The sequence below is a fragment of the Methanohalophilus portucalensis genome (assembly GCF_002761295.1).
GTDB classification, from domain to species: domain Archaea; phylum Halobacteriota; class Methanosarcinia; order Methanosarcinales; family Methanosarcinaceae; genus Methanohalophilus; species Methanohalophilus portucalensis.
Genome location: NZ_CP017881.1, coordinates 693316 through 705345, shown reverse-complemented (window position 1 = coordinate 705345; position 12030 = coordinate 693316). Strand labels below are relative to the sequence as shown.

19 protein-coding genes are annotated in these 12030 nt (G+C 42.4%); 5 read left to right on the top strand and 14 right to left on the bottom strand.

What is annotated here, in order from left to right:
- Positions 1-10 precede the first annotated feature (10 nt).
- The 5 genes from BKM01_RS03805 to BKM01_RS03785 form a co-directional block, all read right to left on the bottom strand.
- Complete coding sequence (locus BKM01_RS03805) at positions 11-916, bottom strand: serine/threonine-protein kinase RIO2 (protein WP_072359776.1); 906 nt, start codon at positions 914-916, stop codon at positions 11-13.
- Positions 917-941: 25 nt separating this feature from the next.
- On the bottom strand, positions 942-1334 hold the full coding sequence (locus BKM01_RS03800) for a DUF2111 domain-containing protein (protein WP_072359778.1): 393 nt from the start codon (positions 1332-1334) through the stop codon (positions 942-944).
- Between the two features lie 70 nt (positions 1335-1404).
- Complete coding sequence (trxB, locus tag BKM01_RS03795) at positions 1405-2307, bottom strand: thioredoxin-disulfide reductase (RefSeq protein WP_072359780.1); 903 nt, start codon at positions 2305-2307, stop codon at positions 1405-1407.
- A gap of 20 nt (positions 2308-2327) precedes the next feature.
- On the bottom strand, positions 2328-2570 hold the full coding sequence (locus BKM01_RS03790; RefSeq protein ID WP_072359782.1) for a thioredoxin family protein: 243 nt from the start codon (positions 2568-2570) through the stop codon (positions 2328-2330).
- Between the two features lie 120 nt (positions 2571-2690).
- Positions 2691-3374 (bottom strand): archaellin/type IV pilin N-terminal domain-containing protein, encoded by a 684-nt coding sequence (locus BKM01_RS03785; RefSeq protein WP_072359784.1) that lies wholly within the window; start codon positions 3372-3374, stop codon positions 2691-2693.
- A gap of 347 nt (positions 3375-3721) precedes the next feature.
- Here BKM01_RS03785 and BKM01_RS03780 point away from each other — a divergent pair, with 347 nt between their 5' ends.
- From BKM01_RS03780 to trpA, 5 genes are all read left to right on the top strand, one after another.
- On the top strand, positions 3722-4399 hold the full coding sequence (locus BKM01_RS03780; RefSeq protein WP_072359786.1) for a hypothetical protein: 678 nt from the start codon (positions 3722-3724) through the stop codon (positions 4397-4399).
- Between the two features lie 13 nt (positions 4400-4412).
- Entirely contained in the window at positions 4413-4775 is a 363-nt protein-coding gene (locus tag BKM01_RS03775; protein WP_072359788.1) for a hypothetical protein, read from the top strand.
- A gap of 64 nt (positions 4776-4839) precedes the next feature.
- Entirely contained in the window at positions 4840-5640 is an 801-nt protein-coding gene (locus BKM01_RS03770; RefSeq protein WP_072359790.1) for an indole-3-glycerol-phosphate synthase, read from the top strand.
- Entirely contained in the window at positions 5637-6809 is a 1173-nt protein-coding gene (gene trpB / locus BKM01_RS03765; RefSeq protein WP_072359792.1) for a tryptophan synthase subunit beta, read from the top strand. Before BKM01_RS03770 ends, trpB begins: the two co-directional genes overlap by 4 nt.
- 2 nt (positions 6810-6811) lie before the next feature.
- Positions 6812-7585 (top strand): tryptophan synthase subunit alpha, encoded by a 774-nt coding sequence (gene trpA, locus BKM01_RS03760; RefSeq protein ID WP_072359794.1) that lies wholly within the window; start codon positions 6812-6814, stop codon positions 7583-7585.
- Between the two features lie 4 nt (positions 7586-7589).
- Here the strand turns inward: trpA and ftsY are convergent, their stop codons facing one another.
- The 9 genes from ftsY to BKM01_RS03715 all read right to left on the bottom strand — a co-directional run bounded on the left by ftsY (position 7590) and on the right by BKM01_RS03715 (position 11951).
- Positions 7590-8642 (bottom strand): signal recognition particle-docking protein FtsY, encoded by a 1053-nt coding sequence (gene ftsY / locus BKM01_RS03755; RefSeq protein WP_072359796.1) that lies wholly within the window; start codon positions 8640-8642, stop codon positions 7590-7592.
- An 18-nt stretch (positions 8643-8660) separates the two neighbouring features.
- Positions 8661-9080, bottom strand: coding sequence for a prefoldin subunit alpha (pfdA, locus tag BKM01_RS03750; protein ID WP_072359798.1), 420 nt, complete (start codon positions 9078-9080; stop codon positions 8661-8663).
- Between the two features lie 4 nt (positions 9081-9084).
- On the bottom strand, positions 9085-9261 hold the full coding sequence (gene rpl18a, locus BKM01_RS03745; protein ID WP_013037654.1) for a 50S ribosomal protein L18Ae: 177 nt from the start codon (positions 9259-9261) through the stop codon (positions 9085-9087).
- 25 nt (positions 9262-9286) lie between these two features.
- On the bottom strand, positions 9287-9937 hold the full coding sequence (locus tag BKM01_RS03740) for a translation initiation factor IF-6 (RefSeq protein ID WP_072359801.1): 651 nt from the start codon (positions 9935-9937) through the stop codon (positions 9287-9289).
- Positions 9938-9974: 37 nt separating this feature from the next.
- The gene (locus BKM01_RS03735) at positions 9975-10241 is read right to left on the bottom strand and encodes a 50S ribosomal protein L31e (protein ID WP_072360280.1); all 267 of its coding nucleotides are present in this window, start codon (positions 10239-10241) and stop codon (positions 9975-9977) included.
- A 10-nt stretch (positions 10242-10251) separates the two neighbouring features.
- Entirely contained in the window at positions 10252-10407 is a 156-nt protein-coding gene (locus BKM01_RS03730) for a 50S ribosomal protein L39e (RefSeq protein ID WP_048902271.1), read from the bottom strand.
- 64 nt (positions 10408-10471) lie between these two features.
- The gene (locus BKM01_RS03725; protein WP_072359802.1) at positions 10472-11083 is read right to left on the bottom strand and encodes a DUF7411 family protein; all 612 of its coding nucleotides are present in this window, start codon (positions 11081-11083) and stop codon (positions 10472-10474) included.
- A gap of 6 nt (positions 11084-11089) precedes the next feature.
- The gene (locus tag BKM01_RS03720) at positions 11090-11440 is read right to left on the bottom strand and encodes a DNA-binding protein (RefSeq protein ID WP_072359804.1); all 351 of its coding nucleotides are present in this window, start codon (positions 11438-11440) and stop codon (positions 11090-11092) included.
- Between the two features lie 61 nt (positions 11441-11501).
- On the bottom strand, positions 11502-11951 hold the full coding sequence (locus BKM01_RS03715; RefSeq protein WP_072359805.1) for a 30S ribosomal protein S19e: 450 nt from the start codon (positions 11949-11951) through the stop codon (positions 11502-11504).
- Positions 11952-12030: the final 79 nt, after the last annotated feature.

The window sequence follows — 12030 nt, the reverse complement described above, 5'->3', positions numbered from 1 at the left end:
TTTGTATGTATTAATCTTTAATGTTATCGGTACAGGATACTATCTGTGCATATAATTCATCGACATCTCTTTTCAGGTTATATTTTTTCTTGAAATGAGCAGCTATATTCGAAATATCACGCATCAGGAGCTCCTCTGCATGAGGATGAGACGGAGTTACATACTGAGGCCAATCGATAATCTGCACACCTTCAGGATTGACAAAAACATTGTACTCACTCAGATCGGCATGAATTATATTATGGCAATAGATTTTTTTGATCTGTTCCATTATCATATCAAAAAAGATTTCGGGATCTTCCAGCCTGACCTTGAACAAAAGTTCTCCTTTGGCAGGTTCCATTACTATAGCATGCCTGTTACCGTCAATTGGCCGGGGAATGCTGATATCAGGATACAGACGGGACATTATTTCGTATTCACGACCAGCTGCAAGACGGGCGGCATATATCCAGGAAAAATGTTCTTTATTAACCAGGTGCCCGCGCAACCTTTTGACATCCCTGAAACTGGTGCGCCCTTCCCTGTGGAATTTGACTATCACTGTTTCAGGATCGCCTATGGGCAATTCAGGTTCTTTCATACCCTCATGAACAACCGATTCCTTACCCACACCGATTTCATCCCCAAGAGCGGAGATACTACCCCTTTTTACCAGTGCATTGATAGCCAGAGCATCATAACCATTGAAATACAGCCTGTAGCCTTCATAAGGTCTTGTTGTTGCCACGACAAGCTCTTTTTCGATCAATTCACCTAACCGATAGGCAAGATTCTGATGGTCGATACGTGTATATTTCACAAGTTCATCAAAAGGCACCCATTCATGATCTTGCATGCCTACTTCAATACCTGTTAGAATACGAAAGTCCCTGGAGGTTATACCAGGAAATAGTTTGAGTACATCGGCAATCATTGTATCACAAAATAAAAAAGGATAATTAAGAGTGCCTTTTTTTGGCCTCTTCCACTTCATCTATTATATCGGGATATTCCCGGAAAACAGAAAGTATATCCAGAGCGGCCACAAGGTCCACAACCCCTATTGAACCAACTAATTCTCCGTCAGGGGTCATTATCGGGGTCACTGCAACCGCCTTTCCTTTATACACACCTTCTTTGGGGACTGTGCGGATGGTGGTCTTGTCCTCCAGGACTTTTTCAAGTATAGGACCTGTATAATCCCAATCAACAACTTCTCCCCTTTCCATTCGGATACCCTTACAGTTTACACTGCGTATGGTAGTCGGAATGCCCAGAAGAGAGTGAACAGCAGATGCAATTGGCTCCAGGTCCTCTGCAGTAGAGTCTTTACATATTTTCAAGCATATCATAATTCCACCTTACATACTAATAGACTTCAAAAAATATAATACTTATCGAAAAACAAAGAAAAACATATATTTAGATGCCTTCGATGTATTTAAAAGCAGAATAAGCCGCAATGGCGCCGTCTGAGGCTGCAGTGATTACCTGGTAAAGGGGAGATTGCCTGCAATCACCGGCGGCAAATATGCCCCTGACAGATGTTGCCATCAATTCATCAGTGATTATGAAATCTTTATCGTTCTTTTTAACATTAATAAAATCAGTATTGGGATTCAGGCCTATATAGATAAAAACACCGTTTACAGGAAGTTTTTTTGTTTTTTCAGTAATTACATTATGTACCTGCAGGAATTCAACAATATCTTTTCCTTCTATTGCATCCACAACATTATCCCAAATAAATTCAATATTTGGACGGTCAAATGCCCTGTCTTGAAGGATTTGGGATGCTCTCAATTTATCGCGACGATGAACTACATACACCTTTGAAGCAATATCTGAAAGGAATATAGCATCTGTAACAGCCGATTCCCCGCCACCGATCACTGCTACTTCTTTGCCGGAGAAAAAGGGACCGTCACAGGTGGCACAGTAAGAAACACCCCTGCCCAGGAAATCCTTTTCACCCGGCACATCCAGTTCTCTGGGAGAAGAACCTGTTGCAACAATGAGGGATTTACTTTTCAGTTCTTCCTCACTGGAAGAAACAATAAAGTGATCACCTTCTTCAGTCACGGAGTTGAGTTCCATGACTTTAAAAGTGACCCCGGCCTGTTCTGCATGGTCAAGGAACTTTTCCATCAGTTTCATTCCACCGATCGAAGGAAAACCTGTATAGTTCTCGACCGTTTTTGCAGTGCTTATCAGGCCACTCATGCTGTCCTTATCAACAAGCAGAGTATCAAGTCCATACCTGACTGCATAGATTGCAGCAGTAACTCCTGCGGGTCCTGCACCCAGAATTATTAAATCATACATCAATATCCCGACGTTTAAGATTACTTGATGCTTTCAAGAGCTTCATCTTTGGAAGGAATACCTATAAAAGCCACCTCTCCATCGATCACAGTCGTTGGCACAGCCATCACGGAATATTCCTGAGCTATCTTTTGCCCCTCTTCAGATTCCACATCGACCTCTTCATATTCAAAATCATGTTCTTCTTTGAGGTCTCTCCAGATCTTTTCAGCCTTGGGACAGTTGTGGCACCAGCTTGCATATAAAAGAATTACTTTTGGCATATAATCCCCCTTAATTTATTCATTAATTAAGGTTGGTTTCAGGATATATCAATTTAATTGAGGATTGAATAGAACAGTAGAATAAAAAAGAGAAAAAGAAGATTGGTCAATTATCCCTTATTAGGGGAAAAGACCCAATCTTGTGTCCACACTGTAAGAACTCGGGGTTGTGAATTCAACCTGTTGCGGAGTTCCAGCTTCCGGAGTGAAGACAAGTCTTACATCAGTCCTCGGATCAAGTTCCAAGCCTGAATCCAAAGCTTCAACACCACTTATATCATATGCACCACTTGCAGAAGAAATATATATTTTGATAAGGTCTCCTTTGTTCATTACAGGATTGTCGTCAGAAAAGGATTCATCTTCATCCCTCACTGCAGTAGCGGTAAATGAAGTGGTGTTTTCCAGAGTTCCGTTAATAGTGGTACTGTTGTTGTAAGTAAGCGTATTTGTATTGGTACCATCACTTATTGTGATAACCAATTCCCCAAGATCCATTGGATCTCCACCTGCACTTACAGATGTCTGAACTTCAAGAAGGTCTATGTAATCTGAAAGATTGTCATCACTAGAATCGTCAGCTCTTACACCTTCAATTCCAAGAACCTTCATGTTGGAAGATACTTCTGCGGTTGCTTCTTCACCTGTGGATTGGGCTTTCTGTTGCAGGACACCAGAGGTCTGTATAAGAACTGCTGCTGCGATTGCAGCGACAAGTACCATTGCGATGAATATAATAAGTGTACCTATACCCACCTGAGCACTGGTATCTCTTTTGAGCATGCTTGTTCTGTTTGCTTTCATGTAATGCCTCCTATTTGGAAATATGCCGTGAAATTCAAATTATTCTGGTATTAGGGACACGGCTTATACTCATAATAATGAGTATCATTCAAACCTATAAATAATATTCGGTTGGAAATATCAAACACCAAACTTCAAACAGTATATGAACCCAACTTATATATAATATTTGGATAAAAATATATAACTACACTCATCCAGGCATAGGTTATATTAAGTAATTATAACCAGATTACATACCATCCGGAGGAATGAAAATATTTTCTTTAACCTTCTTTAACATAATAATAAGCCTATGCATAACAATGGCAGTTATCGGATTTAGCTGGGAGTTATACACCAGACGAATGGACCAGTCAAAAAACAGCAATCCTGCCCTTGTTGCTTTCATCATATTCTGGCTACAAGTCGGCCTGATCTACCTGGCCACATCCCTGCATATGATTGCAAATTACACCAGTTGGCACTCAATGGATCTTCTATTATACAAAATGTCACTGGTTCCCTTTGCATTCCTTACAGTGCCTGTTGCCTTTTTTGTCCTATATATCATGATAGGCAACAAACTTGCAAGTGGAGCATTCTCCGCAATATTTTTCCTGGTCGGAGGGTTCTATCTTAACACATTCAACAATAATGTGATAAATATGCCAGCCCATACAGAATGGGCAAGTATTTATATCCAGGAAGGAGGAATCGCACCCTATGTATACATTTTCGGCCTTTTCGCAGTTCCTACTGCAATGATCCTAGGAGTGATGTTTTTACTTCTGATCAGAAAATTACCAAAAAGACGCAAGTACAACATCACAACCTCTTTACTTGCGACCTCTTTTGTTATTGATTGTATTGTTGTGGATATGTTTACCACCAGTATCAGCATGCATGCAGGGTTGCGTATCTTTATACTCATCGGAATCGTACTCTGTTATCTGGCATATTTCCCGCCTCTGGCTGTAAAGGACAGGCTGGGAATGAAAGAAATTGAAATAGAAGAAAACCCCACCAGCAAACTGGACATTTAAAGAGAGGATTTGAATGTCTGGAAGAATAGATATAGCAACAGAAAAAGCTGTGGCCGAATTTTACCAGTCCCTCGGGATAATAAATGGACCGGGAGACATACAATACAGAATTATAATCAAAGTACTGGAGATGAATGAAGGGGAAGTTGTCGAATTCTCGGATATCAGGAAATACACAGATCCTATTGCAGACAGGGGAAGTATAGGAAGCAAAATGAAAACGGTAATCCTGCTTTCAGGACTTGCAAATAAGGTTAAACGTGGCGGATACACAATCACTGAAAAAGGAATGATAGCCGCTGATTATCTCCATAATAGCACGGAATTCTATTTCAAAGCAAAGAAGACAATGGCAATGATAGATCGTATGCCCTGACAATAAATTTAAATGCGATGACACTAATGTACATACAAATACATTGAAGTACATAGGTGTCCAGATGCATTCGAAGATCGAACAAATAATCCAAAAATCAAAAGAAAGGGCAGACGCACTTTCTGAAATTAACACACAGACCAGATGTAATGATAGAAGGGATATTTTCGAATCAATCGGGCTTGTCTGTAAAAGAGGACACATACCTGTAATTGCCGAAGTAAAACCTGCTTCACCAACAGGCAAATTTGCTGATGTAAACCCGGAAATAGCCTCACAGATTGCCTGTGATATGGAAAATGCAGGAGCCGTAGCCTTATCTGTCCTTACGGAACCCTGTTACTTTGAGGGATGTATAGAAAATCTTGAAAGTGCAAGGAAACATACTTCCATACCAGTTTTGCGCAAAGATTTTATTGTGGACACAAGTCAGATGCATGAAGCCAACAGTGATGTCATATTACTGATTGCAGGGGTACTGGGTAATAGGCTACCGGAATTCATAGAAATCGCTCGAAGAAGGAACATCGAGCCTCTTGTAGAAGTACACAATAAAAAAGAACTGGCATATGTACTTGAATGTGACGCAATCCTCATAGGGATAAATAACCGCAGTTTTGAAACCCTTGAAATCAATCTGGAAACAGCTGAAAAGCTCATTCCCCTCGTGAAAGAACATGACCGTAAATACAACCAGAAACACCTGATAATAGGGGAAAGTGGAGTCAAGAGCACAGATGATGCGGCAAGGATGATCAAGGCAGGTGCTGACGCTTTGCTTGTTGGAACCTACCTTATGGAAGGCGATCTTAAAGAAAAAATGAAAAAACTTATTGAAGCAAATAATAAGCAGGAGATAGTATGAACCATTATTATGGAGACTACGGTGGACAATACGTACCTGAAATATTGATGCCGCCACTTCAAGAACTTGAAGAAGCGTATGAACAATACAAGGCAGACCCGGAGTTTACCTCCCAGCTTAATGACTACCTTGAAAATTATGCCGGAAGAAGTACGCCTCTATATTATGCAAAAAACATGAGTGCTAAATACGGCATAAAAATCTACCTCAAGCGGGAAGATCTCGTACATGGAGGAGCACACAAACTCAACAATACCCTGGGGCAGGCTCTTCTTGCAAAATTCATGGGCAAAAAAAGGTTAATCGCAGAGACAGGAGCCGGCCAGCACGGCACCGCAACTGCCATGGTGGGAGCAAAACTGGGATTTGAAACCATGGTATACATGGGATCAAAAGATGTAAAGAGACAGCTTCCAAATGTCTACCGTATGAAACTGATGGGTACCGAGGTAATATCAGTTGATACCGGTTCAAAGACAATGAAAGATGCAATAAATGAAGCATTGAGGGACTGGGTCACAAATGTCGGGGATACACACTACCTCATTGGATCGGTAGTCGGCCCATACCCCTTCCCGAAGATTGTGAGGGATTTCCAGAGTGTTATCGGCAGGGAAGTAAAGGAACAGGTAATGAAAGTTGAGGGAAGATACCCGGATTCTATCGTGGCCTGTGCAGGTGGCGGAAGTAATGCAATGGGTATTTTTTACCCCTTTCTGGATGATGAAGTGAATCTCTTTGCAGTAGAAGCAGGCGGTGAAAAACTCAGGGAAGACGATAAAATCGCCTATCATTCAGCATCCCTGGCAACAGGGAAGGAAGGTATCCTGCATGGTGCCAGAACTAAGGTCCTGCAGAACAGGGACGGGCAGATACTGGAATCCACATCAGTAGCAGCTGGCCTGGATTATGCAGGTGTGGGACCCGAACTTGCCCGGCTCTCAGAAACAGGCCGTGTTAAACCCTGTTACATAACCGATATGGAAGCCCTTGAGGCATTCCATGAGCTTAGCAGGCTGGAAGGAATAATCCCTGCACTGGAATCTTCACATGCCATTGCATATGTAATGAAGATGGCAGATAGTGGCATACTGGGTGATACAGTCGTCATCAATCTCTCCGGGAGGGGTGATAAAGATCTCCAGACTATTATGGATATGGAGGAATGAATATGCGCATCAGCCAAAAATTTGAAGAACTTAAGGACAAAAATGAAAAAGCACTGATCGCCTATGTATGTGCAGGGGACCCCGATACGGAAACCACACCTTCTATTGTAAATGCACTTGTTGAAGCTGGAGCGGATATAATAGAACTGGGTCTGCCTTTCTCCGATCCTGTAGCAGACGGGCCAACCATACAGGCCGCAACCTGCCGTGCCATTGAGGCCGGTATGAACACAGATCGCTATTTTGAGATGATAAAAGACCTGGAAGTAAATGTGCCCCTCATCTGTATGACCTATTACAACCTCATATATCGCCAGGGTAGCAAGAATTTCGTGAAGAAGTGTGCTGAGGCGGGAATTTCGGGGTTGATAATACCCGATCTGCCATTGCATGAAGCAGATGAGCTGATAGAGATCTGCAAAGAGGAAGGAATAGATAATATATTCCTTGTCGCACCAAATACAAGCGATCAGAGACTGGATGCAATTAGCAGCAAAAGTTCGGGTTTTATTTATGTAGTATCCAAACTCGGGGTTACCGGAGAAGGAAAAAACATCTCTTCCAATGTAGCAGGCCTTCTGGATAAAATCAATTCAAACCTCCCAAAAGCCGTAGGTTTTGGAATATCAAACAGAAAACATGTAGAAGAAATGGTCGCTGCAGGAGCTGATGCTGTAATCGTGGGTTCTGCCTTTGTAAATATAATAGCCAGCAAAGACAATGTAATATCCCGCTTAAAAGAAATAACAAAGGATTTGAAAGAAGGGTGCAGATAAGATTTTAACTGAAAATCTGGTCAACAAACCATTGAGGATCGAATTTTTTCAGGTCCTCATATTCCTGCCCCAGACCGAGGAAAACAATGGGTTTACCTGTTATGTATGCAATAGAAATTGCAGCCCCGCCTTTTGAATCGGCATCTGTTTTAGTAAGAATGGAACCGTCAACTGGCACTGCCTCATTGAACTGTTCGGCCCTTTCGACAGCATCATTGCCTGCAACCGCCTCGTCTACAAAAAGCACAAGGTCCGGAGCACTTACACGGCATATCTTCTGGAGCTGTGCCATCAGATTTACATTGGTATGCATCCTGCCGGCAGTATCAGACAAAACCACATCACTATCATGGGCTTTTGCATACTGTACGGCATCATAAACAACAGCTGCAGGATCGCCTCCTTCCTGATGTTTAATCAGTTTTACACCGATACGCTCAGCATGTACCGCGATCTGGTCAATCGCCCCTGCACGGAATGTATCCCCTGCTGCAATTACAACAGACTTATTCATAGCTTTAAGACGATGAGCAATCTTGGCAATAGAAGTTGTCTTACCTGTTCCATTAATACCAACAAAAACAATATTTACAGGTTTTTCATGACTATCAATGAATTCATCAAAATCGAAGACATTAGCAGACATGACATCATTGATAGACTTTTTCAATGCATCTTCTACGATCTTGCTGGTGTTGCTACCTATCTTCTTACGGCTGCCTACAAGTTCTTGTTTTACATCATTAACAATCTTTTCAGAAACCGAAATTGCAATATCACTTTCCAGAAGAGACATCTCCAACTCCCAGAGGATATCTTCGACGTCAGCTTCATCCAAGATAAACTCCCTTTCGAAAACCAAAGCTTTGGCTTTATGTGCAAACCCTGTTTTATTTTCAGCCTTAGTTCCAACATCCTCTTTTTCCTGAAACCTAATACTTTCTGCAGTTTCAGGCTCAGGAGCAGATGATTCTTCCACAGGAGTGGCTTTATCCTCAATTTTGGAACTGAAATTTTGCTTAAATCCTGAAAGTTTGTTCTTAAGCTTATTAAACAAGGTTATGCCCCATAAAAATTATTGCTGTGGCTGCTGCTGTTTTGCCATAGACTCTATGGACTGGATGCGCTGATTGATCTGTTCAAGGTTCTGGTTCATCTGTTCCAGTACCTTCTGCAAATCTTCTTTGCGCTTATTAAGAGTGACTATGGCTCCATCAACATCCTTTTCGACACTAATCCCTGCACCAACCTCAACAACAACTTTGTTGTCATTGGCTATATGTGCATTTACAAAAGAACCTGCGCCTATAGGAACAAGAGTATCGGGATTTTTGGAAAATGATTGGAGATCCTCAAGAGTCGTTATTGCCCGCCCACAGTCATCAATGGACATCTGCAACATATTTGTCTGCTGCTGTATGGTCTGGGCACGTTTCTGGAGCTCCCTGTGCTGAAGGGCCAGGTTCTGGATATTCTGCTGACCTTCTTCTGCCATATAATCATGCCTCTTCGACACTGTCTATCTTAATCAAGTAGCGTTTGATACCGTTCTTGCTTCCAAAAAGGGAATAAACTTTCTCAACTGCGTTCTTTTCATTCTGGCTTTCCACATTTTTTGTGAATTTTTCCCAGATATGACCCGCTTTGAATGTGCCTTTTACAACAAAGTCGCTCATAAAATCACCCGCATAATATGTTAAATCAATCAAACATCAATGCATCTTCAATTCTTCCAAGTTCATGACCTGTGGTTTCCGAACCTGCAACATATCCAGAAGAATTAGCAAGCACACCGGAACCTACTACCTGGGATCCATAATTTACAGTACCTATTTCCACATTAAGTCCAAAAAGGTCCTCAAGAATGGAAACTTCTTCCTGTTTTATCATTGGATGGGCAAGCAATCCATGATTGGTAACCACACCCGCCATTCCCACAGTTTTGATACCGGCAATCGTGCCTCTTCTGACATCAACTGAAAGAGTCTTTTCAATTATTTCAATTGCTTTGTCAGAGATATCCGGATGGACAAGAGCTGCTGAATCGTTAGCAAGTACTATGTTTCCTATTGCCGATAGATTATCTGGAACCTCTGCTACCGGAAGGTCTATTTTTTTAGGAAGGGGGCTTGAGCCTCTCGGCACAAGGAATCCTGAGGAATTCCCTTTTGAAAGGGAACCCACGACTACACTCCCATTTACAAGAGTGGAAACTACTTCCACATCAAGTATATCTTCCAGCATACCAGATGTCTTATCGTTCGTACCCGGAGGTACAAGGGCGAAATCCTCTGTACAGGTTGCAAATACCCCTATTACGGGATTTTCATATATGTTTAGGGTTCGGATCATAAATTATTTCGAACTTGGAATTGTATCGGCATTCAGATTATGCCAATTCTGCCTGAACCTCACCGTCATCGAACATTGCTGCCCGTACCCGGATTGAGGAAGGTGGCTTCTCGGCTCCGCGATTCCAGACCAATTCATTGATACTGCTATCAATTTTGACCTGTTCAGGAGACGCCCTCATGTGCCTGACCAGATATTTCTTTACCAAGGTCATCGCACGAGTTGTACGTTTCCATTTAGGAGCCAGTTTTGCATCCCTGAGCGGGATGGTATAAACCTGTTCTTTTACTATATCATCTGCCATTGCCATCACCTCATTTCACTTTAAGGCTGTTCCTTCTCCAGTGCCTTCTCTTGGGATGACTGACAACCTTTCTGTTTGACTTGATAATTGCCCATGTAGGAACCCTCTGGTTCTGGACGTGGGCCTTTGCCAATCTCATTTTCTGTCCTTTCGTGTTATGGCTCACTTGTCTCACCTGATCCACGTTGCTCTCAAATTTACATTTATAAATCAATTAATGATATAAAATTTTAATTGGTAGTCTTTTCCTTAATTTTCCTCAGCACTCTCGATTGAACATGTTCGGGAAATATGGAAAGGACCTTTTCATCATCGTATTCCTGTCGAATCAGATACCTTAATTCGGTTTCATAATCCGCCTTGGAAATTCTGTCGCTCAATCCTTCTTCAACTTCAAGATGCTCACAAACCATTAAATCAACCGCAGCACGGCCAAACCCTTGCAGAGGGGACGCACAATGCACCCCATACCGATCCTCAATACTGCGTAGTCTGGATATATCCATCCTGGGCACCCGGTCATCACGTCTTATCCCATCAACGATCATATCAACACTACCACCTGCCGCTATTTTTTCGAGGGCATGTGAGTGAATGTGATTAATCGCATTTTTTGGGAAATTGTCTTCAACTGCCATTTCAAGGGCTTCATCCAAAACTGAACGCTCAAGTTCTACAACCGAATGAGCAAAACCCAATTCATCAGCCACTTTACGTGCAATCTTTCCCACATCGACGAGGGAAAAAGTGCACGTTACAAGTTCAACGTCAAAATATGGATCCAGTAAAATGGCAGACAGGGCACTATCCTTTCCGCCACTAAACATCACCCTTGCTTTCATATCCGATTACAGTCTTGTGATCTTGGGGTCATGTTTTTTGGGTTGCATCCGGGTAAGCAAGGCTTTCATTTTCTCATCATCAATGGTGGATTGCAACCGGCCACTCTGAGCTAGCCCCACAATCTGCGATTCGACCTGTTCTGCCAGTTCTTTGCGAGACATTTTCAACCTTGTAAGGCGTTCCCTTGCTTCGGGTGTCGTGACCTGGCGAAGGACAGCATGGATCTTTGCTTCCCTTTCTGCCTGTGCTTGTTCCTGCTGGTATGCAGCCTGTGGATTGTTTTCTTGCTGGGAGGCTTGCTGCCTCTGCATTTCTTCAAGCCTTTTCCTGCGGATTGCTTCGAGATCATCTGCCATGGTATAAAACCCCTTTTAAGGAAGAACTGGCTTTATTAGCCAACCCGGATTATAATTACATTTAATACTTTTGCATCTCGGGAATTTCAGAAACCAGTTCTTTCTTGATTTCATTAGCTGTATTGTCAAGCAAAGACTTTCCTGCTGGAGATGCAACCCTACCTGCCTTCTGTTTCTTTACAAAACCGGCATCTTCAAGCTGCTGGGCTATTGTACGGGCAACTGCACCGCTACCCTTTGCTTTCTTGGCAGGGGTTACACGCTTTGCTTTCTTTCCTCCGTATATGGAACGAAGTCTCTGTACACCTACCGGGCCGTCAGTATATATCCTTCTGAGGACCGCAGCACAGCGAGTATACCACCAGTCATCTTCCACTGGAGGAAGTTCTCTGTGTGCACCGGTCTTCACATAGGCTGCCCATTCCGGAGGTTGGATCTTGTCATTTTCTTTAAGTTTCTCTGCTGTCTTTTTGATAATATCATTAGCAGGGACATCATATGCTGTAGTCATTCTATCCTCCTTCAAATAAAGATAGCATCAGGCATAACGTTTACGACTGACATTCACTTTGAAACGCGTCTGTATATGC

What these genes read in the sequence shown, in the direction of transcription:
- rpl18a (WP_013037654.1), bottom strand. Translation starts at nt 9,261, where the DNA reads ATGAGCGACTTTGTTGTAAAAGGCACATTCAAAGCGGGTCATATCTGG.
- BKM01_RS03740 (WP_072359801.1), bottom strand. Translation starts at nt 9,937, where the DNA reads ATGATCCGAACCCTAAACATATATGAAAATCCCGTAATAGGGGTATTT.
- trpA (WP_072359794.1), top strand. Translation starts at nt 6,812, where the DNA reads ATGCGCATCAGCCAAAAATTTGAAGAACTTAAGGACAAAAATGAAAAA.
- BKM01_RS03805 (WP_072359776.1), bottom strand. Translation starts at nt 916, where the DNA reads ATGATTGCCGATGTACTCAAACTATTTCCTGGTATAACCTCCAGGGAC.
- BKM01_RS03715 (WP_072359805.1), bottom strand. Translation starts at nt 11,951, where the DNA reads ATGACTACAGCATATGATGTCCCTGCTAATGATATTATCAAAAAGACA.
- BKM01_RS03770 (WP_072359790.1), top strand. Translation starts at nt 4,840, where the DNA reads ATGCATTCGAAGATCGAACAAATAATCCAAAAATCAAAAGAAAGGGCA.
- trxB (WP_072359780.1), bottom strand. Translation starts at nt 2,307, where the DNA reads ATGTATGATTTAATAATTCTGGGTGCAGGACCCGCAGGAGTTACTGCT.
- BKM01_RS03735 (WP_072360280.1), bottom strand. Translation starts at nt 10,241, where the DNA reads ATGGCAGATGATATAGTAAAAGAACAGGTTTATACCATCCCGCTCAGG.
- BKM01_RS03775 (WP_072359788.1), top strand. Translation starts at nt 4,413, where the DNA reads ATGTCTGGAAGAATAGATATAGCAACAGAAAAAGCTGTGGCCGAATTT.
- trpB (WP_072359792.1), top strand. Translation starts at nt 5,637, where the DNA reads ATGAACCATTATTATGGAGACTACGGTGGACAATACGTACCTGAAATA.
- BKM01_RS03780 (WP_072359786.1), top strand. Translation starts at nt 3,722, where the DNA reads ATGGACCAGTCAAAAAACAGCAATCCTGCCCTTGTTGCTTTCATCATA.
- BKM01_RS03790 (WP_072359782.1), bottom strand. Translation starts at nt 2,570, where the DNA reads ATGCCAAAAGTAATTCTTTTATATGCAAGCTGGTGCCACAACTGTCCC.
- BKM01_RS03720 (WP_072359804.1), bottom strand. Translation starts at nt 11,440, where the DNA reads ATGGCAGATGATCTCGAAGCAATCCGCAGGAAAAGGCTTGAAGAAATG.
- BKM01_RS03785 (WP_072359784.1), bottom strand. Translation starts at nt 3,374, where the DNA reads ATGAAAGCAAACAGAACAAGCATGCTCAAAAGAGATACCAGTGCTCAG.
- pfdA (WP_072359798.1), bottom strand. Translation starts at nt 9,080, where the DNA reads ATGGCAGAAGAAGGTCAGCAGAATATCCAGAACCTGGCCCTTCAGCAC.
- BKM01_RS03800 (WP_072359778.1), bottom strand. Translation starts at nt 1,334, where the DNA reads ATGATATGCTTGAAAATATGTAAAGACTCTACTGCAGAGGACCTGGAG.
- BKM01_RS03725 (WP_072359802.1), bottom strand. Translation starts at nt 11,083, where the DNA reads ATGAAAGCAAGGGTGATGTTTAGTGGCGGAAAGGATAGTGCCCTGTCT.